24 protein-coding genes and 1 rRNA gene are annotated in these 26,527 nt (G+C 53.6%); all 25 read left to right on the top strand.

All coding sequences use genetic code 11. The features are described from left to right. Positions 1 to 485 precede the first annotated feature (485 nt). Positions 486 to 2,978, top strand: coding sequence for a stage II sporulation protein E (spoIIE, locus tag EJQ19_RS29380; protein WP_126144796.1), 2,493 nt, complete (start codon positions 486 to 488; stop codon positions 2,976 to 2,978). A 207-nt stretch (positions 2,979 to 3,185) separates the two neighbouring features. Further along, positions 3,186 to 4,052 (top strand): cation diffusion facilitator family transporter, encoded by an 867-nt coding sequence (locus EJQ19_RS29375; RefSeq protein WP_126144795.1) that lies wholly within the window; start codon positions 3,186 to 3,188, stop codon positions 4,050 to 4,052. A 106-nt stretch (positions 4,053 to 4,158) separates the two neighbouring features. Beyond that, on the top strand, positions 4,159 to 4,881 hold the full coding sequence (locus tag EJQ19_RS29370; RefSeq protein ID WP_126144797.1) for a vWA domain-containing protein: 723 nt from the start codon (positions 4,159 to 4,161) through the stop codon (positions 4,879 to 4,881). Beyond that, entirely contained in the window at positions 4,865 to 5,773 is a 909-nt protein-coding gene (locus EJQ19_RS29365) for a protein kinase domain-containing protein (RefSeq protein ID WP_126144794.1), read from the top strand. Before EJQ19_RS29370 ends, EJQ19_RS29365 begins: the two co-directional genes overlap by 17 nt. 13 nt (positions 5,774 to 5,786) lie before the next feature. Next, entirely contained in the window at positions 5,787 to 7,211 is a 1,425-nt protein-coding gene (gene tilS, locus EJQ19_RS29360; protein WP_126144793.1) for a tRNA lysidine(34) synthetase TilS, read from the top strand. Between the two features lie 61 nt (positions 7,212 to 7,272). Beyond that, a complete protein-coding gene (hpt, locus tag EJQ19_RS29355; RefSeq protein ID WP_126144792.1) occupies positions 7,273 to 7,812 on the top strand; it encodes a hypoxanthine phosphoribosyltransferase in 540 nt (179 codons plus the stop codon). 98 nt (positions 7,813 to 7,910) lie between these two features. Next, positions 7,911 to 9,866, top strand: a complete 1,956-nt coding sequence (ftsH, locus tag EJQ19_RS29350) for an ATP-dependent zinc metalloprotease FtsH (RefSeq protein ID WP_126144791.1) — start codon at positions 7,911 to 7,913, stop codon at positions 9,864 to 9,866. A gap of 317 nt (positions 9,867 to 10,183) precedes the next feature. After that, on the top strand, positions 10,184 to 11,122 hold the full coding sequence (nadA, locus tag EJQ19_RS29345) for a quinolinate synthase NadA (RefSeq protein WP_126144790.1): 939 nt from the start codon (positions 10,184 to 10,186) through the stop codon (positions 11,120 to 11,122). A 107-nt stretch (positions 11,123 to 11,229) separates the two neighbouring features. After that, positions 11,230 to 12,840 (top strand): L-aspartate oxidase, encoded by a 1,611-nt coding sequence (nadB, locus tag EJQ19_RS29340; RefSeq protein ID WP_126144789.1) that lies wholly within the window; start codon positions 11,230 to 11,232, stop codon positions 12,838 to 12,840. 1 nt (position 12,841) lies between these two features. After that, on the top strand, positions 12,842 to 13,717 hold the full coding sequence (nadC, locus tag EJQ19_RS29335) for a carboxylating nicotinate-nucleotide diphosphorylase (protein WP_126144788.1): 876 nt from the start codon (positions 12,842 to 12,844) through the stop codon (positions 13,715 to 13,717). Continuing rightward, positions 13,714 to 14,478: a type III pantothenate kinase gene (locus EJQ19_RS29330; protein ID WP_126144787.1), complete on the top strand. Its 765-nt coding sequence runs from the start codon at positions 13,714 to 13,716 to the stop codon at positions 14,476 to 14,478. Before nadC ends, EJQ19_RS29330 begins: the two co-directional genes overlap by 4 nt. A gap of 27 nt (positions 14,479 to 14,505) precedes the next feature. After that, complete coding sequence (hslO, locus tag EJQ19_RS29325; RefSeq protein WP_126144786.1) at positions 14,506 to 15,372, top strand: Hsp33 family molecular chaperone HslO; 867 nt, start codon at positions 14,506 to 14,508, stop codon at positions 15,370 to 15,372. Between the two features lie 95 nt (positions 15,373 to 15,467). Further along, positions 15,468 to 16,424 (top strand): peptidylprolyl isomerase, encoded by a 957-nt coding sequence (locus EJQ19_RS29320; RefSeq protein ID WP_126144785.1) that lies wholly within the window; start codon positions 15,468 to 15,470, stop codon positions 16,422 to 16,424. Between the two features lie 112 nt (positions 16,425 to 16,536). Beyond that, on the top strand, positions 16,537 to 17,478 hold the full coding sequence (cysK, locus tag EJQ19_RS29315; RefSeq protein WP_126144784.1) for a cysteine synthase A: 942 nt from the start codon (positions 16,537 to 16,539) through the stop codon (positions 17,476 to 17,478). Between the two features lie 158 nt (positions 17,479 to 17,636). Beyond that, entirely contained in the window at positions 17,637 to 19,196 is a 1,560-nt protein-coding gene (locus EJQ19_RS29310) for an anthranilate synthase component I family protein (RefSeq protein WP_126144783.1), read from the top strand. Positions 19,197 to 19,228: 32 nt separating this feature from the next. Continuing rightward, on the top strand, positions 19,229 to 19,810 hold the full coding sequence (pabA, locus tag EJQ19_RS29305; RefSeq protein WP_126144782.1) for an aminodeoxychorismate/anthranilate synthase component II: 582 nt from the start codon (positions 19,229 to 19,231) through the stop codon (positions 19,808 to 19,810). Between the two features lie 7 nt (positions 19,811 to 19,817). Further along, on the top strand, positions 19,818 to 20,669 hold the full coding sequence (gene pabC / locus EJQ19_RS29300; protein WP_126144781.1) for an aminodeoxychorismate lyase: 852 nt from the start codon (positions 19,818 to 19,820) through the stop codon (positions 20,667 to 20,669). A gap of 31 nt (positions 20,670 to 20,700) precedes the next feature. Continuing rightward, a complete protein-coding gene (folP, locus tag EJQ19_RS29295; protein ID WP_126144780.1) occupies positions 20,701 to 21,525 on the top strand; it encodes a dihydropteroate synthase in 825 nt (274 codons plus the stop codon). Between the two features lie 48 nt (positions 21,526 to 21,573). Further along, positions 21,574 to 21,936 carry a dihydroneopterin aldolase gene (gene folB / locus EJQ19_RS29290; RefSeq protein ID WP_126144779.1) on the top strand — a complete coding sequence of 121 codons (363 nt, stop codon included), beginning with the start codon at positions 21,574 to 21,576 and terminating at the stop codon, positions 21,934 to 21,936. Between the two features lie 2 nt (positions 21,937 to 21,938). Beyond that, entirely contained in the window at positions 21,939 to 22,457 is a 519-nt protein-coding gene (gene folK, locus EJQ19_RS29285; protein ID WP_126144778.1) for a 2-amino-4-hydroxy-6-hydroxymethyldihydropteridine diphosphokinase, read from the top strand. Further along, on the top strand, positions 22,439 to 22,651 hold the full coding sequence (locus tag EJQ19_RS29280; RefSeq protein ID WP_126144777.1) for a helix-turn-helix domain-containing protein: 213 nt from the start codon (positions 22,439 to 22,441) through the stop codon (positions 22,649 to 22,651). The genes folK and EJQ19_RS29280 overlap by 19 nt, the downstream gene beginning before the upstream one ends. A gap of 17 nt (positions 22,652 to 22,668) precedes the next feature. Continuing rightward, positions 22,669 to 23,694, top strand: a complete 1,026-nt coding sequence (dusB, locus tag EJQ19_RS29275) for a tRNA dihydrouridine synthase DusB (RefSeq protein ID WP_126144776.1) — start codon at positions 22,669 to 22,671, stop codon at positions 23,692 to 23,694. Between the two features lie 217 nt (positions 23,695 to 23,911). Then, positions 23,912 to 24,388: a transcription elongation factor GreA gene (gene greA, locus EJQ19_RS29270; RefSeq protein ID WP_126144775.1), complete on the top strand. Its 477-nt coding sequence runs from the start codon at positions 23,912 to 23,914 to the stop codon at positions 24,386 to 24,388. Between the two features lie 169 nt (positions 24,389 to 24,557). Continuing rightward, entirely contained in the window at positions 24,558 to 26,054 is a 1,497-nt protein-coding gene (lysS, locus tag EJQ19_RS29265; protein ID WP_126144774.1) for a lysine--tRNA ligase, read from the top strand. A 352-nt stretch (positions 26,055 to 26,406) separates the two neighbouring features. Beyond that, a 16S ribosomal RNA gene (locus EJQ19_RS29260) occupies positions 26,407 to 26,527 on the top strand; the annotation flags it as partial.

The following is a 26,527-nucleotide window of genomic DNA, read 5'->3' as shown; positions in this document are numbered from 1 at the left end:
CGGTTGCCACGGCGCTTATTTGCCTAAATGTCAGCGGAATCTAGCCGATTTCGTCTAAATAGCCGCTGACATAACCGTTAGCCTCGGAATAGTGGCATTTGGCATCAAATAGTCACTATAGCAACCGTTAGCGACGGCCTACCTGCACTTGTCCGAAGAGGGAGGGCAGACCCGAACAGGCAAGTAAGGTTGGGTCGGGCAGTCGTCTGACCTGACATTTGTGTCGGACGAACCGCCGCCCCAATCGACACCGTCTTACGGGTATCTCCCGCATGCGCGTGACGAAAGTTCGAGCGTTTCAGACTTCTGGAAACGTTTCTCATATGAACAACCCAGTCAGGGCGGGGGCTGAGCCCCGTTGACACGACCATCGCGTCTTGTCGGAAAGTTTTTTGAATCTAGCAACTGATTCTGACAAACTTTCTGCTAGATTGTCCCTATACTAGAGAAACAAATCACGGGAGAAATGGAAGGTGTTCGAGAATATGCAAAGACGAAGCATTGGTGTAGTGTTGAGTGACGGTTGGGCAGGCGTGTGGCACAAAGCGAAGGTTGGCGCCCGTAGTACGGCTGTAGAAAATCGCTGGGTACAAGCGTTTGTGGCCAAGAAGTGGACATTCTTACTCATCCTAATGGGCTTTCTGCTGGGTCGAGCCATGATTCTGGAACAACTGTCTCCGTTCGCGCTAGCATTCTTGGCGGTTATCTATTTTACGCGAAAAGATATACTGCACTGGGTCGGCATCGCCGCCTTCGCCGGCAGCCTGCTGGCCGTGAACGCGCACACGGGTTATTTAGTGACGGAAATGCTCGTCTTCCTCCTTCTCCAAAAGGCGATCGAAAAATTCGAACGCTCCGACATCTCGTTCGCGCCGCTGCTGGTGTTTGCCTCAACCTTTCTCGTTCAGCTTTTTGCCCAATTGGTCGGGATCAACTTCACGTGGTACTCGCTGATGATGATCACGGTGGAGGCGCTGCTGAGCCTGGTGCTTACGATGATTTTCGTACAGGCGATCCCGGTTTTTACACTTACCCGCAAAAACTATCATTTGAAACACGAAGAAATTATCTGTTTAATTATCCTCTTAGCCTCCGTGATGACAGGGACCGTAGGCTGGGTAGCAGGCCCTGTCACGGTGGAGCATGTATTGTCCCGCTATCTGATCCTCCTATTCGCGCTGGTTGGCGGAGCGCCGTTCGGTGCGTCGGTGGGGGTGATCACGGGTTTGATTCTCAGCCTCGCGAACAGCAATGCGGTTTATCAAATGAGTTTACTGGCTTTTTCTGGGATGCTCGCGGGTCTCCTCAAGGAAGGGAACCGCCTGCTGGTGGCGTTCGGGATGCTGCTGGGGTCGTCGATTCTCTCATTTTACCTCGGCTCGAGCGCGGATGTCATTCATTCGACTTGGGAGTCGCTCGCCGCCGTTGTTCTGTTTCTACTGACTCCGCGCAGTCTCATCGTCATGTTGGCCAAATACGTGCCGGGCACGCAGGAAAATTTGAAATCGCAGCAGGACTACGCCAAGCGGGTGCGGGATGTGACCGCAGGCCGCGTGGAACAATTCTCAGAGGTGTTTCGCCAGCTATCCCGCAGTTTCAAGCAATTGACGACGGATGATTCCGTCACGCGAAGAGAGGAGGATGTCGGGCATTTCATGGATGCGGTCGCAAGCAAAGCTTGCGAATCGTGCTGGAAGAAGAGTCAGTGCTGGGATCAGCGGTTCTATCAAACCTATACCTACATGACCGACATGATGACCCAAATTGAAGAGAAGGAGTCGATGACGAAGAAACAAATTCCACCGGAGTGGAAGAAGGTGTGTATCCGCACGGATCAGGTGCTCGATGTCATGAAGCAGCAGTACGGCCTTTATAAGAATGATCTTCATTGGAAAAAACAAATCATGGACAGCCGGCACCTCGTCGCCGAGCAGCTGTCCGGCGTTTCTCAGGTGATGGAGGACCTGGCGAAAGAAATCAAACGCGAAGGCCAGGAGCTGTTCCTTCAAGAAGAGCAAATCCGTAATGCCCTGGAGGAGCTGGGCCTTTCCATTCACAGCATTGATGTCATTTCCTTGGATGAAGGAAATGTGGAAATAGAGATTATTCATCAGTATACGAAAGGATTTGATGAATGCCGCAAAATCATTGCGCCGATGCTGAGCGAAATCATCGGCGAGAACGTCGCCGTCATGCGGGAGGAGATGCACCCGCGCGGCGAAGGCTACAGCACCGTCGTCTTCGGCTCCGCCAAAGAATACGAGGTGGCGACGGGTGTCGCCGGCGCAGCCAAGGGCGGCGACCTCTTCTCGGGCGACAGCTTCTCCACGGTCGAGCTGGGCAATGGCAAGTATGCCGTTGCGCTGAGCGACGGCATGGGCAATGGCGAGCGGGCGAACGCGGAGAGCCAGACCGCCCTGAACATCCTGCAGCAGCTGCTGCAGTCGGGCATGGACGAGAAGCTGGCGATCAAGTCGCTGAACTCGGTCTTGATGCTGCGCTCCTCGGATGAGATGTACGCCACTGTGGACATGGCCCTGATTGATATGTACAACGCCAATACGACATTTATGAAGATTGGCTCGATGCCAAGCTTTATTAAGCGGGGTTCGGAGGTGATCCCGATTACGGCGAACAATTTGCCTGTGGGCATTTTAAATGAAATCGAGGTGGATTTGGTATCGATTCCGCTGCAGCACGGCGATATTCTCGTCATGATGACCGACGGCATCTACGATGCGCCGGGCCATGCCGTGAACAAAGAGCTGTGGATGAAGCGCATGATCCAGGAGATTGACACGACAGCGCCGCAGGATTTTGCGGATTGCCTGCTCGAGCGCATTTTCCGCCATCACCATGGCGAGATTCAGGACGATATGACGGTGGTCGTCGCCCGTGTCGAAAAGCGGCAGCCCGAATGGGCCACCTTCCGTTGGCCGGGGATTACCCGGATGGAGCGTCCGAAGACGGTCAGTTAACGCGTTTAGCCGCATCTGCTCATTTGCAGGTGCGGCTTTTTGGGTTGTCAGCCGAAAGTTGCCCGCAGACAAAACGATTTGTCCCCTTCAACTTCGTTGCCAGGGGCGAACAGTAGTTGCTCCACGCAAATCTGTTTCTCTAGACCCACTCGAAGTTCGCCTAGTATAATGACACAGAACTTATACGAAAAGGTGGGGACGGCCCGGATGGAGGCCTTGGAGAAAGGGAAACAGGCGGAATATGGCGCGTGGCTGAGCATCGGCGTGTACATCGGTCTGTCGCTGCTGAAGCTGGGGATCGGCTTCTGGGGCGATTCCAAAGCGCTGATGGCGGATGGCCTTAATAATACAACGGATATTATCGCTTCATTGGCCGTCTTGATCGGCTTGAAAATATCAAAAAAGCCGGCGGACACGGATCATCGCTACGGGCATTCTCGGGCGGAGACGGTGGCTTCGATGGTTGCTTCTTTTATCATGGTGGCGGTAGGACTGGAAGTGCTGACGAATTCCGTGTTGAAACTGATTCGAGGCGACGTGCAGTCACCGAGCTTGCTCGCAGCGGTGGCGGCAGCCATTGCGGCTTTCATCATGTACGCCGTCTATCGTTACAACTTGCGGCTCGCCGAGCAAACGAACAGCCATGCTCTTAAAGCCGTAGCGGCAGACAATAAATCAGACGCATGGGTGAGCCTCGGCACAGTCGTCGGCATTGTGATGAGTGTGCTCGGCCTGGCCTGGCTGGACAATGTGACGGCGATCCTCGTAGGCGGGATGATTTGCAAGACCGGCTGGGATATTTTCCGGGAAGCGACGCACATGCTGACCGACGGCTTTGACGAGGAGGAACTGCGTAAGTACAAGGTGACGATTGCGGCGGTAGACGGCGTGGAAAAAGTCCTTGATATTAAAGGAAGAAGCCACGGCAATCAGATTTTCGTCGACCTGACCATTGCGGTCAGATCAGAGCTGAGCGTCTCCGACAGCCATGACATCACGGAAAACGTAGAGAACGAACTAATCGACAAACATCAGGTTCACCACGTGCACGTGCATATCGAACCGTATGCCTGATCGTCAGCTCTTTTTCCCCGGAATGATTAGATGCCTCTCAAAATGGAAAAACTAGAAGATATATTACTAGAGTGTATCTACTCGTTCGGGAGGCGGAACAAAGATGATGAAACAAATTTTACTCATTACGGATGGTTGCTCGAATGTCGGGGTTAGTCCCGTGATTGCGGCGGCGCAAGCGCAGGCGGAAGGCGTGACCGTGAACGTCATCGGCGTGATTGATCAGGGAGAGCTGGGTGTGCTGGGCTCGGAGGAAATTCGTGAGATTGCGGCGGCGGGCGGCGGCATGAGCCGGATCGTCTCCTCCGCTCAATTGTCGCAGACCGTACAGATGATGACGCGCAAAACCGTATCGACCACGATCCAGCAAGCGGTGGGCAAAGAATTGAAGAGCATCCTGGGGATTACGCAAGTCGAGGAGCTGCCGCCGGATAAGCGGGCTGAGGTCGTGCACGTCATCGACGAGATGAGCGAAACGACGTCGCTGCGCGTGGCGCTGTTAATCGATGCGAGCGCGAGCATGAAGCCGAAGCTGGCTGCGGTGCGCGAAGCGATCCACGATCTGCTGCTGAGCTTGCGGGCGCGGAGCGGGAAGAGCGAGCTGGCGGTGTTCCATTTTCCGTCTACGAAACAGCGGGATCAAGAGCTTGAAATGGACCTCGATTGGACGAATCAGCTTGCAAATGTCGACAAGATGTTCTATAAAATAAACATGAAGGGTACGACACCCACAGGTCCGGCTTTGCAGCAAACACTGCAGTTCGTGACCGGCAAGCCTCTTTCAGGGGCGACGACGGAGGAAGGGATGCTGAGTGACTACGTGGTATGAGGAGGCTTTTCGTCCAGGTTCCGAGATTAAGGGGAAATGGCACGGCCACATTTATATCGTAGAGCGGATAATTGGAGCAGGTTCCAACGGCATCGTCGCACTGGTGCGGAGGGGGAACAGCCGGTTTGCGTTGAAAGCCGGTTATGAGGCGGTCGACCATCAGTCGGAAATCAACTCGCTGGTGGCGATCGCAAGGAAGGATAATTCGTTTCGTAACTACTTGATCGACAACGACGACATGACCGTGAAGGGGAAGGACATTTCCTTTTATGTGATGCGTTATATTGAAGGCCAGACGATCACGGACTACTTGCAAAAGCGCGGGCAGGACTGGATCTACGTCATCGGCACGAACTTGCTTCGCAAGCTCACGGAGATTCATCAGAGCGGCTTTGTATTCGGCGATTTGAAAACGGAGAATATGATCGTATCCGGCTATGGCGCGGTGGATTTGATCGATTTCGGCGGCGTGACGCCCAAGGGGCGGGCCATTAAGCAGCTGACGGAAGTGTACGACCGCGGATTCTGGAGCATGGGCGAGCGGGTGGCGGAGGAAAGTTACGATCTGTTTTCATTTGCCATTCTATTGTTAAAATCATTGGATCACCGCAACCGCTTCGCCGGCTTTGCCAAGATGCTGCCGCAAAACCGCGAGCTGGACCAGCTCACCGCGATCATGCGGGAAAACAAGCTGGCGCAGCAGCTCTCGCCGTTTCTGCTTAAAGCGCTGCGCGGCGAATTCGCTTCCTCGGCGGAGGCGCTGCGGATGTGGCAGGGGCTGGTGTCCGGCCGGAAAGCGTCCGCGCCGAAGCTCAAATTGCCGTGGCTCCAGATTTGCTTCGCCGCGTCGGTGTTTCTTTTTGCCTTCACGGTGTATATGATGTACGGTTAGAAAGGAAGCGCGCATGGATAACGATGTACTCGCCTTGGTGGAAAGGCGAATTCGCGAAGAGCATCTCGCCGGGACAGGAGATGTGGTAGTGGTGGCGGTATCAGGAGGGTCTGATTCCGTCGCGCTGCTGCATGTCCTGTTTCGTCTTGTCGGGACATTCGGTTGGCGGCTCGTCGTCGCCCACGTGAACCATCAGTTCCGCGGTGCGGAGTCGGACGCCGAGGCCGATTTTGTTGCCGGGCTGGCGGCGAGATTTGGTCTGCCGTGCGAGATCGGCGTCATTGACGTGCCGGCCTATATAGAGGAAGCCTCGCTAAACGCCCAGGCGGCTGCGCGAGAGAAAAGGTACGCGTTCCTGCATAATGTTGCAGAGCGTTACGGTGCACAGCGCATCGCGCTGGCCCATCACGCCGACGATCAGGCGGAGACCGTGCTGATGCGCGTGCTGCGGGGGACCGGTCCATCGGGGCTGGTCGGGATGCCGGAGCGCAGACGCGAAAAAAAAGTGGAACTCATTCGTCCTTTTTTACGTATATACAAGTCAGACATCATGAACTACTGCAAAGTGCACGCAATTTCTTATTGTGAGGACAGCTCGAATGCCTCGCTCAAATATACTCGCAATCAGGTTCGGCTCGAGCTGCTGCCGAAACTGACAGCTTATAATGAGCAGCTGCCGCAGGCCTTGAACCGATTGGCTGACATGATGCAGGCGGAGGACGACTATATGGCGTCCGAAACCGAGCGAGTGCTCAGGCAGATCGTAGCGTTCGAGGCGGGTCGCTACCGCATCGAGAGGCGTGACTTCACCCCTCTGCACGTTGCTTTACAAAGGCGTTTGATTAAATTAATATTAAACTGTCTTTGCGCGGATAGGCAGCAACTGGCATATATGCTGGTTGAGCGGGTTCGGGAGATGATTCTGAAGGACCCCGTTTCAAATCAAGTGCTTCAGGTGGATGAAGAGGTTTATATTGTGAGAGAATATGGATCGATTCACTTTCAAGCTTACGCCCCTGAGCCGAGACCCTACGCATATGCGATTCCGAGAGAGACAAGCGAGGTTAGCCTGCCGGAGCTGAATGGCAAGCTGATACTGAGCTGGATGTCTGCGGAAGCGTACAAGACAGCGGTTCCCGGATCGTCTGACATGGACGTGTATCTGGACGGGGACGGGCTGATCTGGCCGCTGCATCTGCGCAGCCGTGAGCACGGCGACCGAATGGAACCTTTTGGTTTAAACGGCACCAAAAAGGTGAAGGATATGTTCATTGATGCCAAAATGCCGTCAACTCGAAGAGACCGAATACCGCTGCTGGTTGACGATTCCGGACATATACTCTGGATTGCCGGGTTTCGCAGATCCCGCCGCGCGCTTGTCGAGGCGCATACAGAGCGGGTGCTGCATGTGAGACTGGCGCTGCAGGAACCCTTGTAAATTTGGCTTCGTCCGAATGTAAATTTATAAGGATTCATAATATTAACTAGGGGGTTCATCCTTGTACAACGACATTCAAGATGTTCTTTACAGCGAAGGACAAATTCAAGACAAAATCAAAGAGCTGGGTGAGAAGCTGTCCGCCGACTATGAGGGCAAGAATCCGTTGGTCATTTGCGTGCTGAAAGGCGCCTTTATCTTCATGGCCGACCTCGTCAAGCAAATACGTGTACCGCTGGAAATCGACTTTATGGCGGTATCGAGTTATGGACAGTCGACCAAATCGTCCGGTGTTGTGAAAATTATCAAAGATCTTGATGTGCCTGTAGAAGGACGTCACATTTTGATCGTTGAAGATATTATCGACAGCGGCCTTACGCTGAGCTATCTCATAGATGTGCTTGAACGGCGCAACGCGAAGACGATTTCCGTGGTGGCCTTGTTCAATAAACCGGCCAGAAGAACGGTCGAGCTTGAGCCGGATTACGAAGGCTATGAGCTTCCAGACGAATTTGTCGTCGGGTACGGGTTGGATTATGCAGAGAAGTATCGGAACCTTCCATTTATCGGCATCTTAAAACCGGAAGTCTATAGCAGCTAACGCCATATCCCTTTGGTACATCACTTCTGTAAGGTTGTAGCGCTTTACCGGGATATGGTAAAATAAAAAAAGTGTGCCGTTTGAGAGGAGGCTCGTCCATGAATCGAATTATCCGGAATACCGGCTTTTATTTGCTCATATTTTTGGTTACAGTGGGGATCGTTCATTTTATTTCGACCCAGAACGAACAGAAGGAATTAATCACGTATGATAAATTCCGTCAAGCGGTAATAAACAAGAATGTAGAGTCTGTATCCTTGAAGTTCGACGGGTACTCGTACTCCATTAAAGGGAAGTACATTACACCGCCGAATGGTGCGGATAAGAAAACGTTTGAAACCCACGCGCCATATGAGACGATGGTCGTGCAAATGATCGAAGCGAATGGCGTGCCGACGGAAGAATACGGTCCGATGGAGCGCGACAGCGTGTGGATCAGCTTTCTTACGTCGATTATTCCGTTCGTCATTATCTTTATCTTGTTCTTCTTCTTGTTGAATCAAGCGCAGGGCGGCGGCGGCAAAGTGATGAACTTCGGCAAGAGCCGTGCACGCTTATATAATGAAGAGAAGAAGCGAGTGACGTTCGAGGACGTTGCCGGCGCGGATGAAGAGAAGCAGGAACTGATTGAGGTTGTTGAATTCTTGAAGGATCCTCGCAAGTTCGCGGCAGTTGGCGCGCGCATTCCGAAAGGCGTACTGCTGAACGGTCCTCCGGGAACTGGTAAAACGCTGCTTGCCAGAGCGGTTGCGGGCGAAGCGGGCGTTCCGTTCTTCTCCATTTCCGGTTCGGACTTCGTGGAAATGTTCGTCGGTGTCGGCGCATCCCGTGTCCGCGACCTGTTCGAGAATGCGAAGAAGAATTCACCTTGTATTATCTTTATCGATGAGATCGATGCGGTTGGCCGTCAACGTGGCGCCGGTCTAGGCGGCGGTCACGACGAGCGTGAGCAAACGCTCAACCAATTGCTCGTAGAAATGGATGGCTTCGGCGCGAATGAAGGCATTATCATCGTCGCGGCAACGAACCGTCCGGATATTCTGGATCCTGCCTTGCTGCGTCCTGGCCGTTTCGACCGTCAAATTACGGTGGATCGTCCGGACATCAAAGGCCGCGAAGCGGTCCTGAAAGTGCATGCGCGCAATAAGCCGCTGGCCAAAGACGTTAAGCTGGATTCCCTGTCCCGCTATACAACAGGCTTCACGGGCGCTGATCTGGAGAACCTGCTGAATGAAGCAGCCCTGATCGCCGCACGCCGCAATCGCAAAGATATTTCGATGGCGGAAATCGAAGAAGCGTTCGACCGCGTCATCGTCGGTACGCAGAAGAAGAGCCGGATTATCTCCGAGACGGAGAAACGGATCGTGGCTTACCACGAAGCCGGCCACGCGATTATCGGCTACCATGCCGAGAACGCGGATATGGTTCACAAAGTTACGATCGTTCCTCGCGGACGCGCAGGCGGTTATGTCATGATGCTCCCCAAAGAGGGCGAAGACCGCATGATGCAGACGAAGAACGAATTGCTGGATAAAGTTACGGGTCTCTTAGGCGGCCGTGTCTCCGAGGAGTTGTATATCGGCGAAATCGGTACTGGCGCATACAGTGACTTCCAGAAAGCCACCGGCATCGTGCGCCGGATGATTATGGAGTACGGGATGAGCGACAAGCTTGGTCCGATGCAGTTCGGCAGCTCGCAAGGCCAAGTGTTCCTGGGCCGCGACATCGGTCACGAGCAGAACTACAGTGACGCTATCGCGTACGAGATTGATCAGGAGATGCAAAGCTTCATCCGCTCCTGCTACGAACGTGCTCGCCAGATCCTGACAGAGCATGCGGATCAAGTTCACCTCATCGCGCAAACGCTGCTTGAGAAAGAAACACTCGATAAAGACGAGATTATCGCACTCTTGGAGAATGGCAGACTGAATAGCTTTGATGACGACTTCAAGGTAAATATTCAAGGTCAAAGCCAAACTAGCGACAGCAATAAATTGGAGTTCGACAAGGAGAAGGAAGCGAAAGACTCCAAATCCGATACTACCGAAGAGTAACATGCACCGCCAACTCGTAAATCCGGCGTACACGTCCTGTGTACCCGGATTTATTTGTTTTTTCGCTGGATTTGCGCATTGACAGGGGATGTGAGAATGTGTAAATTAGTTGTAAATCTTTAAAACGTCATACCATCGGCACAGCATTGTGAAAAATGTTTCAAGTTGAGATCAAGCACAATCACAAGGCCCGCTGGGAAGATGTCCCCATTGAGGCAATGTCACGATTCGATTGTTAAATTGGCTCAATTGGATCATACTATTTTCAAATAGACTACGATTATATCGACGACCTGGACTAGGTGGAGGAAGCAACTATGGAGGCCTTGGCACTAGAACGTAAGGCGGAGCAGAATAGGGAACTCAAGGAACGCCTGCTGCAGCTCAAGAAAGAACGCAATGCCATTATTTTAGCTCATTATTATCAACGTGACGAAGTTCAAGAAGTAGCCGATTTCCGCGGCGATTCCTTCCTGCTGGCGCAAAAAGCGGCGCAAACCGATGCAGATGTCATCGTGTTCTGCGGGGTTCATTTTATGGGAGAAAGTGCGAAAATTCTGGCTCCTAACAAAACGGTGATCATTCCCGACGAGCGCGCCGGCTGCCCGATGGCTGACATGGTGAACGTGGAAGGTCTCCGTGCCCTCAAACGTCAGCATCCGAATGCGAAAGTTGTTGCTTATATCAATACGTCGGCTGATGTGAAGTCCGAAACCGATATCTGCTGTACGTCGGCCAATGCGATCAAAGTGATTAATTCCGTTGACTCGGACGAGATTATCTGGGTACCGGATAAAAATTTGGGTGACTATGTATCAAAATTCACAAACAAAAAAGTGATCATCTGGGAAGGCTACTGCAATACGCATGATATGCTGACCGTCAAAGATGTGGAAGAAATGAAGGCTCAGTATCCGAACGCACAATTTGTCGTGCATCCGGAATGCCGTCCTGAAGTTGTGAAAATGGGCGACTTCGTCGGCAGTACGACGGCGATTATCAAATACTGCAAAGAATCGGATTGCCAGGAGTTCATTGTCGGCACGGAAGACGGTACGGGATATCAACTGCGTCTCGACAGTCCCGACAAGAAATTCCACTTTGCGACCAAGTATCTGGTATGCCCGAACATGAAAGTAAACAATCTCAAGAAAATCGTGAAATGTCTCGAAACGATGCAGCCAGAAATTTACGTACCGGAAGATGTCGCCGATAAAGCACGATTGTCCTTAGAGCGCATGTTACAAGTGAAGTAGCATGCGCTGCTCTCTTGTCTAGTCAAAATTTGCCCGGGCAGAGCGGTAAAGCGTTGCAATCCGTCGGCGCAAGCCCTTGCTGAAATGGGACAGAACAGGTGGATGGCATGATTCCAAGATACCTCGTGGATGTAGATTTAGATGGAATTCCGCATATACATACGGATGTCATTGTGATTGGCGCCGGGATCGCGGGCCTTTTTACGGCTTTACGCGCAAGCGAGACCAAGAAAGTTCTGATGATCACGAAAAAGTCGCTGCTCGATAGCAATACTCGCTATTCCCAGGGGGGGATCGCGGCGGTTATCTCCGACGAGGATTCACCGGAGTTTCACATGCAGGACACGCTCATTGCCGGTGCGGGACTCTGTTCGCCGGAAGCGGTCGATATTCTGGTGCATGAAGGTCCGAATGGGGTGCATGATCTGATTCGCATGGGCACCCAGTTCGACCTGGAGAACGGCGAACTTGCTCTGACCAAGGAAGGGGCGCACAGTCAGCGCCGCATTCTGCATGCGCATGGCGACGCGACCGGGGCCGAGATTGTAAGGGCCTTATCGGAGCGGACGAAACAGGATCCTAATATTGAAATTTGGGACGATCACTTTGTTATCGACCTCATTACGCAAGATGGTGAGTGCTACGGCGCTCTCGTCCAGAAGCCGAGCGGGCAGCGCGTTTTTGTTCGCGGCGAAGCGACCGTTCTCTGTTCCGGCGGAGCGGGACAGTTGTTCCGCTACACAACCAACCCGGATATTGCGACGGGGGACGGTATCGCCATCGCGCACCGGGCAGGTGCGCAGATTCAGGATGTCGAGTTTATCCAGTTCCATCCGACAGCTCTTTGCTACCCGGGCGCGCCCCGATTCCTGATCTCTGAAGCGGTGCGCGGCGAAGGCGCTTACCTTCGCAACATCAAGGGCGAGCGCTTCATGGAGCGCTACCACCCGCAGCTTGAGCTGGCGCCGCGAGACGTTGTGGCGCGTGCGATCGTCGACGAGATGGAGGCTTGCCGTTCTACGTTTGTCTATCTGGATATCACCCATGAATCTGAGGAGCTGATCAAGCATCGGTTCCCGACCATTTACGAAACCTGTCTCAATTTCGGTTTGGATCTGACTACGGATTGGATTCCGGTCGCACCGGCTGCCCACTATATGATGGGCGGGGTTAGAACGGATCTGTATGGGGAAACAAATGTTCGCAGACTCTTTGCTTGCGGTGAAGTATCGTCTACCGGCGTACATGGGGCGAACCGGCTGGCCAGCAACTCCTTGTCAGAGGCGATCGTATTCGGCCGCAGAATCATTGAACGGATTCAAGAGCTTCCACCACTCAAGGGCGATATTCAGATTCGTTCGCAATCCGATGCGCCGAGAACGGAAATTTCCAATCAGGCGGTTGTGGAGAAACGGCTTAAGCTGCAAAAGGTGATGCTGCGTTATGCTGGCTTTAAGCGTACGGCGAAAGGCCTTCAGAAGGGATATGAAGAATTGGCGCGTCAGTTGTCGTTTTTTGATTCTGTGATGACGAAGCGCGAAGAATATGAATTTGCGAATTTGCTCAATGTCGCATTGCTGACGACAACGGCGGCGCTCACGCGGGAAGAGAGCCGCGGGGGTCATTACCGGGAGGATTTCCCGGAGCGCGATGATGCCCAATGGAAGAAGCATATCGTTTTCAAGCGTGGGGAAGCTAGGATTGAGGAGTGGATCTAGAATGCAAGACATCAATATCAATATGGAACTCGTACGGGAGCAAATTCGGCTCTGGCTGAAAGAAGATATCGGCACAGGCGATGTGACGACGCTCACAACAATCCCTTTGGATCAGGTATCCAAAGGGATTATCCACGTCAAGGAAGACGGTATCGTCTGCGGGCTTCCGATTGCGCGGGAAGTGTTCGGTGTCGTGGATGCTTCGCTTCGTTTTGAAACAAAAGTGGCTGAAGGATCGTCTGTATCGAGAGGAACGGTTGTGGCCGTTGTAGAGGGGAATACGCGAAGCATCTTACTCGGCGAGAGATTGAGCTTGAATTTGATGCAGCGGATGTCCGGCATCGCATCAAGAACGCGCCAGTACGTGGATGCTTTGGAAGGCTTGCCGACCAGGCTCGTCGACACACGCAAAACGACGCCGGGCCATCGGCTTTTGGAGAAATATGCGGTGCGCGTCGGCGGTGGTCACAACCACCGTTTCGGGCTGTACGATGCGGTTATGATCAAGGATAACCATATTAAAGGCGCAGGCGGCATTACGCAGGCGGTGAGCGCAGCTCGGGGACAGATTCCGCATACGATGAAGATCGAGGTGGAAGTGGAGAACTTTGAGCAATTGCACGAGGCTTTGACTGCAGGCGCGGACATCATTATGCTGGACAACATGGCGCCGGATCGGATGAAAGAGGCCGTTTCCATAATTAAAAACAAAGCACCGCATATTGTAGTAGAGGGCTCGGGTTCCGTGAACCTGCACACGATTCGCGGGATGGCGGCGAGCGGAGTGGATGTCATTTCGGTAGGACGCCTGACATACTCGGTTGAGGCTTTGGACATTTCTCTGGATCTGAACGAGCAGAAGGAGACGGCGCTATGATCCTGGTGATTGACGTTGGCAATACGAACATTGTACTGGGCCTCTACAAAAAGCGCACGCTTTTGCATCACTGGCGCATTAGCACGAATCGCTCGGCTACCGTGGACGAATACGGCATGCTGCTGCACAGCCTGTTTCAGCATTCAGGCATTGCGTTCGATCAAGTGGAGGGCGTTATTATTTCCTCAGTCGTGCCCCCGTTGATGCATGCAATGGAGAACCTCTGTTTACACTATCTGAAAAGATCGCCATTCATCGTCGGGCCGGGAATCAAAACGGGGCTCAACGTGCGCGTGGACAATCCGAAGGAAGTTGGTGCGGATCGGATCGTGAATGCAGTCGCTGCGCTAGAGCTGTACGGGGCGCCATGCCTGATCGTCGATTTCGGCACCGCCACCACGTACGACTACATCGATCCGTCGCAGCAACTGGTGGGCTGTGCGATTGCGCCGGGCATCGGGATTTCGACCGAGGCGCTGTATCAGAAAGCGGCGAAGCTGCCGCGCATTGAATTGGTGAAGCCCAAGAGCGTCGTAGGCCGTAATACGGTTGCCGCGATGCAGGCGGGCATTATTTACGGCTATGTCGGCCAAGTGGACGGTATCGTCGAGCGGGTGAAACAGGAATTTAGCGTGAATCCGACGGTCATTGCGACCGGCGGGTTGGCGGAGCTGATCTCCAGCGAGTCGCGGACGATCCAGATTGTGAATCCGCTGCTTACGTTGCAAGGTCTGCAATTGATCTACGAGAAGAATGCCTAGGCTTGATAAAGGAAGAAGGACAAAGCTATGAGCGATTACTTAATTCGAGGGACTGCACTCGATGGGCGCGTACGCGCGTTTGCCGTGCAGTCGACGGAGCTCACTGATGAGCTGAGCCGCCGTCATCAAACAACGCCGACGGCAACGGCGGCGCTTGGGCGCACAGCCGCTGCGGGGCTACTGATGGGCGCCATGCTCAAAGGCGATGAGCATCTGATCATCCAAGTCAAAGGCGGCGGGAAGATCGGTCAGATCGTCGTCGATGCGAACGCCAAGGGCGAGGTGCGAGGCTACGTCGACAATCCAGAAGTCGACCCGCCGCTTAAAGCGAACGGCAAGCTGGATGTATCGGCGGCTGTGGGCACGGATGGCTTTTTATACATAACAAAAGATTTGGGGCTTAGAGAGCCGTACAAAGGCAGTGTGCCGATTCTTTCCGGAGAGTTGGCGGAGGATTTTACATACTACTTCGCCATGTCGGAACAGACGCCATCCGCTGTCTCGCTAGGCGTACTGGTGAATGTGGACCACACGATCCTGGCGGCGGGCGGTTTCGTTATCCAACTGCTGCCGGGGCTTACGGACAGCGAAATTAGCGAGATTGAAGGGGAACTTGCTCAAATCCCATCCTTCACCAATTTGTTGGGCCAAGGGTTAACGTTGGAGCAAATTTTGCAAACGGTTCTGCCTTCCTTCCGCAAGTTGGATGAGATGAGCGTCCGGTTTCAGTGCAAATGCAGCCGGGAGCGGGTGGAGACGACGCTGATCTCGCTTGGTAAGCAGGAACTGCAAGAAATGTTGGACGAAGAGGGTTCGGCGGAAGTGGTATGCCATTTTTGCAACGAGGCGTATCAATTTGACGAGCAGGACTTGCAGCGCATGATCGAGCAATAACCATAACGTCGCGCGACTTTGGGGGCGCATGATTTGCCTTGCATAGCGGCACTGCTGGCGAGAGCAGCAATATGGAAATAGAAGAGGGAAACAGGATGCAGAACGTAAAGCGGTTGTGGGGCGTCATTATCGCGTTGGCGGTAGTTATTCTCGTACTTGCATCCTTGCTGGTCAGCCGTGGCGGGGGCCCAGCCTTAACGAGTCCGACACCGACGCCTGATCAGCACCAGGCCGAGGGCAAGGGAGCTCAGATCGTCGCCAAAATCGGAGACCGCGAGATCACGATGGACGATCTGGAAGCGGCGCTGAAGCGCCATTATGGGGCTGAGCAGCTGGGGCAAATGCTGGACCGCCGTGTCGTTCAGCTGGAGGCGCAGGAGCAGGGCGTTTCCGTGGATGCTGCGGAACTGGCCCGCGAGCTGAAACGGATGCAGCAGGGCTATGAGAGCGAGCAGCAGTATTATGAGGCCATGCAGACGCAGCTGGGGATGTCGAAAGAGGAGATTCAAGAGGACGCCGCAAACAAGCTTTTATTGGAAAAACTGGCGACGCTGACGATTCAAATTACGAACGCTGAGATCGATGATTACATCAAAACGCATGCCGATGAATTTCAGCGGAAAACGGAGTATCACATCCTGCAGATTATTGTATCGACCAAGGATCAGGCGAATAAAGTGCTCGCTGAGCTGGCAAAGGGTGAAAGCTTTGCCATTCTGGCCCGCGATCGTTCGATTGATGACGCGACAAACAATAACGGCGGGGATTTAGGCTGGGTGGTCGGCGACGACCCCTTCGTGGAAGCAGCGGTGCTGGAGACCGCTAAGACACTGAAAGTCGGCCAGGTGAGCAAGCCGGTGCCGCTGGCCGAAGGGTTTGCTGTGGTGAGCCTCAAGGAGAAGCGGGATCAGCCGAATCCTGATATGGCGTTTATCAAGGAAAATGTCCGGCGGGAGTTGGCTTTGCAGCAGGCGCCTCCACTGAAGGATTACGTAAACCAATTGCGTGCAAAATGGAAGGTCAGCATTCTGGATGCCCAACTGCGCCAATGAGGCAACAAAAATTGTTTGACAACCTGTAAGCGCATTGATAATATTAAAAGTATTAAAGCCGACCTGTTAACTCGGAAATCATACACTATTTAATCTGGAGGGGAATTTAATTATGGCAAGATTAGTTCAGAACATTACGGATTTGATTGGCGATACACCGCTTGTGCGTTTAAACCGCGTTGTGCCGGAAGGAAGCGCAGAAGTTTATGTGAAGCTTGAATATCAGAATCCGGGTGCTAGCGTCAAAGACCGTATTGCAATCTCCATGATTGAAGTTGCTGAGCAAGAAGGCAAATTGAAACCGGGGGACACGATTGTCGAGCCTACGAGCGGTAACACAGGTATTGGCATTGCCATGGTAGCGGCAGCGAAAGGCTACAAAGCGATCCTTGTTATGCCTGAAACGATGTCGTTGGAACGCCGCAACCTGCTTCGCGCTTATGGCGCGCAACTGGTGCTGACACCTGGGGCGGAAGGTATGAAAGGCGCGATCAAACGTGCGGAAGAGCTTCAAGCAGAGAACCCTTCATACTTCATCCCGCAGCAATTCAACAACCAAGCGAATGTGAAAATTCACCGCGAAACAACAGGTCCTGAAATCGTTGAAGCGATCAACAGCCATGACGGCAAACTTGATGCCTTTATCGCAGGTATCGGTACCGGCGGTACGATTACAGGTGCCGGCGGCGTACTGAAAGAGAACTTCCCGAACATCAAAATTTATGCGGTTGAGCCATCGGCTTCCCCGGTTCTGTCCGGCGGCAAACCAGGTCCGCACAAAATTCAAGGGATCGGCGCTGGCTTCGTGCCAGGCATTTTGAACACGAACATTTATGACGAAGTCATCACAGTCGAGAACGAAGATGCATTCGAAACATCCCGTCGCGTTGCAAAAGAAGAAGGGATCCTCGGTGGTATTTCCTCTGGCGCAGCGATCTTCGCCGCATTGAAAGTAGCGAAAGAACTGGGAGCTGGCAAACGCGTTGTTGCGGTCGTGCCAAGTAACGGCGAGCGCTACCTGTCCACGCCTTTGTACCAATTCGAAGAGCAATAACAATTTCGATCGTGAACATGCCTCCGGCCTTGCGGCTTGGGGGCTTTTTTTCTGCCGACCGTTAGCGTATACTAATGGACAAACTGGAGTCTGTCCGACGAACCGGGTTCAACCCATCGGACAGACCTATAGGTGCGGATGGAAGGTAAGGAGTGCGTATGATTTTAACAACGATGGAACAATGGCGGACATGGTCCGCTTCCTATTCAATGCTGCCGTATATCATCAAATTGGGCCTCGCCGATGACCGGATGAAGTCGTGGGAGGAAGCGTGGCGGAGCGCGTCGCCGACGTCGTTTATTCTGGAGAGCGGCAAGGGCGGTCGTTACACGTTTTTTGGGCTGAAGCCGTTTTCGACGATTCAGGGAAAAGGGCTAGCTGGAGAAGTGCGGGAGAAGAGATTCGACAGTCAGGATTCCCAGGCAATCCCTGTGCAAGGCAAGCCCCTCGACGTTGTGAAAACATGGATGGCCCCTTACCGGAGTCCGAAAGTGCAGGACGCCCCGAAATTCACGGGCGGCTGCGTCGGCTACTGGAGCTACGACGTCATCCGCACGATCGAGAAGCTGCCCGAACAGGCGGCGGACGATCTGCCGATCCCGGACTACAGCTTCGCGCTGTATGATGAGGTGTGGGTGCTCGACCACACGGATAAAAGCCTGTACATCGCCGTCCACACGGCGATCGGCGTGGATGCTGCCCGCGACGAGGAGACCCTCGCGGGGCTGTACCAAGCCGCGCACGCGCGTGCCGAGGCGATGCTCGTTCGCTGGCACGCGCTGCGCGCAGCCAATTGGTCCGGCACGCCGCTCAACGGCGGCGGCGAAGGGCAGGCGATGGCGCGCGAGGCGCTGCACATCGACGTCGAAACCATCGCCGGCATCGAGCCGGCGTTCGACAAAGCCGCCTACATCGCGGCGGTGCAGCGCATTCAGGCGTATATCGGACAGGGTGACGTGTTCCAGGTCAACCTGTCCGTCAGACAGAGCCGGCGTCTTACGACGACGCCGGAAGAAATCTACGAGGCGCTGCGCCTCGTCAACCCGTCGCCCTACATGGGGCTCCTGCGCTTCGCGGACTTTGCCCTCGTCTCGGGCTCGCCGGAGCTGCTCGTGCAGCTCGAGGACGGGATCCTGCGGACCCGTCCGATCGCCGGCACGCGACCGCGCGGCAAGGACGAGCAGGATGACTTGCGCCTGGCCGGCGAGCTCATCGACAACGAAAAAGAGCGCGCCGAGCACGTTATGCTCGTCGACCTCGAGCGCAACGACCTTGGCCGTATTTCAAAATACGGGTCGGTGCGCGTGAAAGATTTTATGGTCATCGAATACTACTCCCATGTCATGCACATCGTCTCCGAAGTAGTCGGTGAGCTTGCGGAGGGCAAGGACGCGTATGATGTCATCGCCGCGACCTTCCCGGGCGGCACCATTACGGGCGCGCCGAAGATCCGCACGATGGAAATTATCGAGGAACTCGAGCCGGTGCGCCGCGGTCCGTACACGGGATCGATGGGATGGATTGACTATAACGGCAATATGGAATTTAATATTATTATACGAACGCTGGTCGCGGCGCAGGGCATGGGGCATATTCAAGCGGGAGCGGGGATCGTCATCGATTCCGTGCCGGAGCGGGAATACACCGAATCCCTCAACAAAGCGAAAGCAATGTGGAAAGCAATCGAATACAGCGAGCGGAGCATGAGCCGAGCTTAGGCCCTGTGGGGCAGACGAAAGGGGAGCTTAGAATGATTTTAGTGATTGATAATTACGATTCGTTTACGTACAACCTCGTGCAGTATTTGGGAGAGATCGGGGAAGACGTCGTCGTTCGCCGCAATGACGAGATCGATCTGGATGGCGTCGCGGCGCTGGCACCGGATCATATCTTGATTTCGCCGGGACCGTGCACACCGAATGAGGCGGGCATTTCGCTAGCGCTGATCGAGCGCTTCAAAGGCGTCATCCCGATTTTTGGCGTGTGCCTCGGCCACCAGTCCATCGGACAGGCATTCGGCGGAGACGTTATTCGCGCAGAGCGTCTGATGCATGGCAAAACGTCCGAAATGTTCCACGACGGCAAAACGTTATTCGAAGGGCTGCCGAGTCCGTTCATTGCAACCCGTTATCACTCTTTGATCGTCAAGCGCGAAACCTTGCCGGACTGCCTGGAAATCAGCGCGGAGACCGCGGAAGGCGAGATTATGGCCCTGCGTCATAAAGAGTACCCGATCGAAGGCGTGCAATTCCACCCGGAATCGATCATCACGCAGCACGGGCACCAGATTCTTCGCAACTTCTTGCGCCGCACGGCCAAAACAGGAGCGTAACGCTGTCATGATGATTAGCATAAATGGGGCATTACTAGATGAACAGCAAGCCGTGGTCTCGGTTTACGATCACGGTTTTCTTTACGGTATCGGATTGTTTGAGACGTTCCGGACGTATCAGGGCGAGCCGTTCCTGCTAACGGAACATCTGCAACGTTTGGCGGACGGCTGCCGGGAGCTGGGCATCGTCTATGAGGCGAGTGAAACGGCTGTTCGAACGTCGATCGCGCAGCTGCTGCAGGCCAATGGTCTTACAGACGCGTACATCCGCTTCTCTGTGTCCGCCGGCGTCGAGGCGTTGGGGCTGCCGGGCGGCGATTATACGAAGCCGACGGAAATCATCTATATCAAGCCGCTGCCTCCGCGAGATGAGCAGGTGTACTCGGCAGGCAAGGCGCTTCAACTGCTGAAGCTGCCCCGCAACACGCCGGAGGGCTTGTACCGGTTTAAGTCCTTCCACTACATGAACAACATTTTGGCGAAAAGAGAGCTCAGCCTCTACCCCTGGGCCGCCGGGGCCGAGGGGCTGATGCTGAGCGAGGACGGCTACGTGGCGGAAGGCATCGTCAGCAACCTCTTCTTCGTCAAAGACGGCACGCTGCACACGCCTTCGCTCGAGACCGGCATCCTGCCGGGCATCACACGAGGGCATGTGTTGAAGTTGGCTGCAGCACGGGGCATCCCGTTGCAGGACGGGCTGTATCGCTGGGAGGACCTGGTGGAGGCCGACGAAGTGTTTCTTGTGAACTCCGTGCAGGAGATCGTGCCGGTCGGTACAATGTACACACCGAGTGGACAGGCCGTCACGATCGGAGGGCCGGGGCCGATTACGCGCCAATTGACGGCGCAGTATAAGTAATATTTCTACCCATACAGGAAGTGAAACGCATATGCAACATAAGCTCATCTGCAAAGGACACGAATTGCCCATCGGTGATCGGACGATCATCATGGGCATCTTGAACATTACGCCGGACTCCTTCTCGGATGGCGGCAGCTACTTGGATCTCGCCAAAGCCGTGCAGCGAGCGATACAAATGGTCGCCGAAGGTGCGGACATTCTCGACATCGGCGGCGAATCCACGCGTCCCGGCGCGGCCAAAGTCACGCAGGACGAAGAGCTGGAACGCGTCATCCCCGTCATTGAAGCGATTCGCCGGGAAGTCGACGTGCCGATTTCCATCGACACGTATAAAGCCGGCGTCGCGGATGCGGCGCTGGCGGCCGGCGCCCACATCATCAATGATGTGTGGGGCGGCCTCGCAGATCCGCGCATGGCGGCCGTCGCACAACGGCACGACTGCCCGTTCATTCTCACCCATAATCGACACGATATGGCGTACACCGACTTCCTGCCCGATGTGCTGGCCGATCTCCAGCAGATGATCGCACAGGCAGCCGAAGCCGGCGTGAAGCCGGAACGCATCATTTTAGACCCGGGGATCGGATTCGCCAAGACCTATGAGCAGAACCTCTACCTCATGAATCATCTCCGCCCTCTGATCGATCTCGGCTATCCCGTCCTGCTGGGCACGTCCCGCAAAAGCGTCATCGGCCTCACGCTCGGCCTTCCGCCGGAGGAGCGGCTCGAGGGCACGGCGGCGACCGTCGCGCTTGGCATTGCCCAGGGCTGCGGCATCGTCCGTGTGCACGATGTGCAGGCGATGAAACGGCTCGCCGTCATGACAGACGCCATCATCCGCAGCTCCCTATAGAGGTTGTTCAATTCATCGTCTTTTCGAAAGCTAGGAGGCACACCGCCAATGGATAAAATCACACTCTCCCGCATGCAGTTTTTCGGCAATCACGGGGTATTTCCTGAAGAAAATAAGCTTGGTCAGCGCTTCTACGTCGATGTCGAGCTCGTGCTCCCGCTGGATAAGCCGGGCCGTTCGGATGCACTTGAGGATACGGTCAATTACGGGGAAGTCTTTTTCCGAGTCAAGGATATCGTCGAAGGCAAGACTTTCAAGCTCATCGAGGCTTTAGCGGAAAACATTGCATCCGAGCTCCTGCATCACTATACTAGTATCAACGAAGTGACGGTACGCGTCATCAAGCCGCATCCGCCCTTTGCTGTTTTATTTGACGGGGTCACCGTCGAGATTAACCGAAAGCAGGCATAAGGATGACAGATGCAGCACACGAACACGAATCGATTACAGCGTATGTAGCGCTTGGCTCTAACATGGGCGACCGCGAGCAATACTTGCGGGAGGCGATCCGCCTCTTGGATGCGGAAGCGGGCATTACCGTGACCGGTCGTTCCAGCATCTACGAGACGGAACCGGTTGGCTATGTGGATCAGGACGCATTTTTGAACATGGTGATTCAAATTCACACGAACTTACTGCCGGCAACCTTGCTCGCGACATTGCTCGCCACCGAGAATCGGCTGGGGCGCACGCGCGAACTGCGCTGGGGACCGCGTACCATAGATTTGGATTTGCTTCTCTACGGCAACCATCAGCTCTCAACCCCCGACTTGATCGTTCCGCATCCGCGGATGCAGGAGCGGGCTTTTGTTTTAGTTCCTCTCACAGAGGTTCTCTACGAGCGGCAAGATGCTGCATTTGAATCCATCTCTGCAAATCTGGAGAAACTGGAAGGAAAGGAAGGCGTCATCCTATGGAAAAAAGCACAATAGCACAGCGCATTCGCGCTTTCCGAAAATTGAAAGGCTACACCCAGAGTGAACTTGCCGATTTGCTGGGCGTCTCGATTGCGATTCTGGGCGCAATTGAACGCGGCACCCGCAAACCGGATGCCCACATGATCCAGAAAATATCCGAAGTGCTTCATATAGAACCCGAAGAACTGCTTGCCATTGTGGCAAGATGAAAGGAGTGGAATCTTCGATGCTCAAAATCGGCAATGTCGAAGCTCCCAATAAAGTTGTACTCGCCCCGATGGCGGGCGTATGTAATCCAGCCTTCCGGCTGATTGCCAAAGAATTCGGCACAGGCCTGGTCTGTGCGGAGATGGTCAGCGACAAAGCGATCGTCCACGGCAATTCGCGCTCCATGGAAATGCTGTATGTCGACGAGCGCGAGAAGCCGCTTAGTCTGCAAATTTTCGGCGGCGATACGGAAACGCTGGTGCAAGCGGCTCGAATTGTCGATCAGCAAACGAACGCTGACATCATCGACATTAACATGGGCTGTCCCGTACCCAAAATCACCAAATGCGACGCCGGCGCCAGATGGCTCCTGCAACCGGATAAGATTGAAGAAATGATCTCGACTGTCGTGAAGGCCGTCAGCAAGCCAGTGACCGTCAAGATGCGGATTGGCTGGGACGCCGAGCATATTTACGCAGTCGAAAATGCCAAAGCGGTCGAGCGTGGCGGAGGCAGCGCCGTCAGTGTGCACGGTCGTACGCGCGAGCAGCTTTACACAGGCAAGGCGGACTGGAACATCATCCGCGAGGTGAAACAAGCGCTCTCCATTCCGGTTATCGGCAATGGAGATGTTGTCACGCCTGAGGATGCCAAGCGCATGCTCGATATGACCGGCGTTGACGGCGTGATGATCGGGCGCGGCGCGCTCGGCAATCCGTGGATGCTGTACCGGACGGTGAAATACCTCGAGAACGGCGAACTGCCTGCCGAGCCGACTCCGGAGGAGAAGATCCGTATTGCCATTTTGCATATGGATCGGCTTATTGCGCTTAAAGGTGAGAATGTGGCGGTCAAAGAGATGCGCAAGCACATGGCGTGGTACCTCAAAGGTCTGACTGGCGCTGCGCGCGTCAAGGACGTTCTCATGGAGCACGTGAAGCGGGATGACATGGTGCGGACACTAAACGACTTCGTTGAGCACTTGGCGACAAATGCTGCAGATGACAAGTCCGGAACACCGGCGGAGGCCGCGATCCTCCATTAACACCATGTAATGGTTGACATTGACATTTTGAAACGGTTGCAATATAATCAGTCAATATTAATGTGTTCCTGCATAAATTGAAAGACTAACGAGTAAGTAATTTTTTATATAACGTGAATTCATACTAATTGAATCAGCTCTATAAAGACCTAACTCCTAGCAGGATGCATCGATTCAACGATATGAAAATCTTTCACATGACGGGAGATCAGTTGGCATGGCTGAAAAAGAGGTCATACTTACATCAGATGGTTTGAGAAAGCTTGAAGACGAGCTTGAACATTTGAAATCGGTGAAGCGCCGCGAAGTCGCGGAGAGAATCAAAGTAGCGATCGGCTACGGCGATATCAGCGAGAACTCCGAGTATGAGGATGCCAAGAATGAGCAAGCTTTTATCGAAGGCAGAATCATCACTTTAGAAAAAATGCTGCGCAATGCGCGAATTATTAATAACGACGATGTCGATGTGAATACGGTAAGCGTAGGCGCAATCGTCACGCTGAAGGATTTGGAATTCGGCGATCTCGTGGAATATACGATTGTAGGCTCCGCGGAATCCGATCCGCTGCAGAACAAGATTTCGAACGAAAGCCCAGTGGGCAAAGCCATTCTCGGCAAGCAAAAGGGTGCCACCGTTGACGTTAACGTTCCTGCGGGCGTCATTCAGTATCAGATTGTTGATATTAAAAAGTAACAAGCAGCCTTTTGGAAAGCTTCCCTCAGGAAGCTTTTTTTTCACATGTCGGAAAGAATATCCTCGAAGTAGCTCCATGTCATCAGTAAACGCTACCGTCCTTAAAGGACGGCGAGGGCGTTTATCTTTGCGTTACGAAGGTTCAAATACACAGTAGGAGATGAAAACCATGACCCAGGAAGTAGAACTCAACGAACTGCTCGTCATTCGCCGCAACAAATTGGACGAGCTGCAAAGTCTCGGTGTCGATCCGTTCGGCAGCAAATTTGTAAGAACGCACACGGCGAAAGACATTTTGGACGCTTATCAAGACAAAACCAAAGAAGAGTTGGACGAGACAGAAGTCGAAGTCAGCCTTGCGGGGCGCATCATGCAAAAACGCAGTATGGGTAAAGCCAGCTTCGCTCATCTGCAGGACATTACGGGCAAAATCCAGATCTATGTGCGCCAAGATGCGCTGGATGCGAACAAATATCAGGCGTTTGATCTGCTTGACCTTGGGGATATTGTCGGGGTAACGGGTGTCGTTTTCAAAACGAAAACTGGCGAAACCTCCATCAAGGTTCAATCGTTGGAAGTGTTGACCAAATCCCTGCTGCCGCTGCCGGACAAATTCCATGGCCTCAGCGACGTAGAACTGCGCTACCGCCAACGTTATGTCGACTTAATTATGAGTCAAGACGTCAGGGAGACGTTTATTCTCCGTTCCAAAATCATTCAATCCATGCGCCGCTACCTGGATGCCCTGGGCTTCCTGGAAGTGGAGACGCCTACGCTGCACTCCGTGGCCGGTGGTGCTTCCGCACGTCCGTTCAAAACACATCACAACGCGCTCGACATGCCGCTGCATATGCGTATTGCGATTGAACTTCACTTGAAACGCCTGATCGTCGGCGGCTTGGAGAAAGTGTACGAAATCGGCCGCGTTTACCGCAACGAGGGGATTTCTACGCGTCATAATCCGGAGTTCACGATGATCGAGCTGTACGAAGCTTACGCGGACTACAAAGACATTATGAAGCTGACGGAAGAAGTTATTGCGCATATAGCACAAGAAGTGCTGGGCACAACGACTGTTCAGTACGGCGATCACGAAGTTAATCTGGCTGTCGGCTGGAGACGTGTGTCCATGGTCGATGCGATTAAAGAGGTAAAAGGTGTAGACTTCAGCGTGCACATGTCGAACGAAGAGGCTCATCGTCTGGCGAAGGAGCATAATGTTCCGGTAGAACCGCATATGACATTTGGTCACATTGTGAACCAATTCTTTGAGACCTTCGTAGAAGAAACGTTGATCCAGCCTACGTTTATTTATGGACATCCTTTGGAGATTTCTCCGCTTGCCAAAAAGAACCCGGAAGATCCGCGCTTTACGGATCGTTTCGAGCTGTTTATCGTGGCGCGTGAGCATGCCAATGCCTTTACCGAGCTGAACGATCCGATCGATCAGCGTGAGCGTTTCGAAGCACAGCTCCGTGAGAAAGAGCAAGGCAATGACGAAGCACACGAAATGGACGAAGACTTCATACGTGCCCTTGAATACGGCATGCCGCCGACTGGTGGTCTCGGGATCGGAATTGACCGTTTGGTTATGCTGCTGACTAATGCGCCGTCTATCCGCGATGTGCTGTTATTCCCGCTGATGCGTGAGCGTGCAGGCGAATAAAATAGGTGAATTCGAGGCGCCGGAGGGTGTCTCGAATTTTTTTGTATTTGGCACTTGCAAAGTGTAGGGACTCTGTGGTATCTTATAAAAGTTGCTTCTGAGCAACGCGGAATTCACGAAAAACAACTTCAAATAAAAGTTGCAAAGTGAAATTCGATGTGGTATATTGGTCTTCCGGCTTTCGAGAGAAAGTTGTGAGACAAGCATTGTTCCTTGAAAACTGAACAACGAGTGAGTAAGCAAATCGGTTGAGCAATCAACCCTTTATAGGGATCTTTGACGTAGTCAAAGTCTCTCTTCTATGAGATTGAAAAATCTCGCTAGCAAGTCAAATGAGCAAGTCAGATTTTCTTTTATGGAGAGTTTGATCCTGGCTCAGGACGAACGCTGGCGGCGTGCCTAATACATGCAAGTCGAGCGGTTCCTTCGGGGATAGCGGCGGACGGGTGAGTAACACGTAGGTAACCTGCCTT

It is taken from the genome of Paenibacillus whitsoniae, assembly GCF_003955665.1.
GTDB classification, from domain to species: Bacteria; Bacillota; Bacilli; order Paenibacillales; family NBRC-103111; genus Paenibacillus_E; species Paenibacillus_E whitsoniae.
This window is presented reverse-complemented; position numbering and strand designations above follow the sequence as displayed.

Excerpts from the sequence above, each read along its gene's own strand:
- spoIIE (WP_126144796.1), top strand. The coding sequence starts at position 486 with ATGCAAAGACGAAGCATTGGTGTAGTGTTGAGTGACGGTTGGGCAGGC.
- EJQ19_RS29375 (WP_126144795.1), top strand. The coding sequence starts at position 3,186 with ATGGAGGCCTTGGAGAAAGGGAAACAGGCGGAATATGGCGCGTGGCTG.
- EJQ19_RS29370 (WP_126144797.1), top strand. The coding sequence starts at position 4,159 with ATGAAACAAATTTTACTCATTACGGATGGTTGCTCGAATGTCGGGGTT.
- tilS (WP_126144793.1), top strand. The coding sequence starts at position 5,787 with ATGGATAACGATGTACTCGCCTTGGTGGAAAGGCGAATTCGCGAAGAG.
- ftsH (WP_126144791.1), top strand. The coding sequence starts at position 7,911 with ATGAATCGAATTATCCGGAATACCGGCTTTTATTTGCTCATATTTTTG.
- nadA (WP_126144790.1), top strand. The coding sequence starts at position 10,184 with ATGGAGGCCTTGGCACTAGAACGTAAGGCGGAGCAGAATAGGGAACTC.
- nadB (WP_126144789.1), top strand. The coding sequence starts at position 11,230 with ATGATTCCAAGATACCTCGTGGATGTAGATTTAGATGGAATTCCGCAT.
- nadC (WP_126144788.1), top strand. The coding sequence starts at position 12,842 with ATGCAAGACATCAATATCAATATGGAACTCGTACGGGAGCAAATTCGG.
- EJQ19_RS29330 (WP_126144787.1), top strand. The coding sequence starts at position 13,714 with ATGATCCTGGTGATTGACGTTGGCAATACGAACATTGTACTGGGCCTC.
- hslO (WP_126144786.1), top strand. The coding sequence starts at position 14,506 with ATGAGCGATTACTTAATTCGAGGGACTGCACTCGATGGGCGCGTACGC.
- EJQ19_RS29320 (WP_126144785.1), top strand. The coding sequence starts at position 15,468 with ATGCAGAACGTAAAGCGGTTGTGGGGCGTCATTATCGCGTTGGCGGTA.
- cysK (WP_126144784.1), top strand. The coding sequence starts at position 16,537 with ATGGCAAGATTAGTTCAGAACATTACGGATTTGATTGGCGATACACCG.
- EJQ19_RS29310 (WP_126144783.1), top strand. The coding sequence starts at position 17,637 with ATGATTTTAACAACGATGGAACAATGGCGGACATGGTCCGCTTCCTAT.
- pabA (WP_126144782.1), top strand. The coding sequence starts at position 19,229 with ATGATTTTAGTGATTGATAATTACGATTCGTTTACGTACAACCTCGTG.
- pabC (WP_126144781.1), top strand. The coding sequence starts at position 19,818 with ATGATGATTAGCATAAATGGGGCATTACTAGATGAACAGCAAGCCGTG.
- folP (WP_126144780.1), top strand. The coding sequence starts at position 20,701 with ATGCAACATAAGCTCATCTGCAAAGGACACGAATTGCCCATCGGTGAT.
- folB (WP_126144779.1), top strand. The coding sequence starts at position 21,574 with ATGGATAAAATCACACTCTCCCGCATGCAGTTTTTCGGCAATCACGGG.
- folK (WP_126144778.1), top strand. The coding sequence starts at position 21,939 with ATGACAGATGCAGCACACGAACACGAATCGATTACAGCGTATGTAGCG.
- EJQ19_RS29280 (WP_126144777.1), top strand. The coding sequence starts at position 22,439 with ATGGAAAAAAGCACAATAGCACAGCGCATTCGCGCTTTCCGAAAATTG.
- dusB (WP_126144776.1), top strand. The coding sequence starts at position 22,669 with ATGCTCAAAATCGGCAATGTCGAAGCTCCCAATAAAGTTGTACTCGCC.
- greA (WP_126144775.1), top strand. The coding sequence starts at position 23,912 with ATGGCTGAAAAAGAGGTCATACTTACATCAGATGGTTTGAGAAAGCTT.
- lysS (WP_126144774.1), top strand. The coding sequence starts at position 24,558 with ATGACCCAGGAAGTAGAACTCAACGAACTGCTCGTCATTCGCCGCAAC.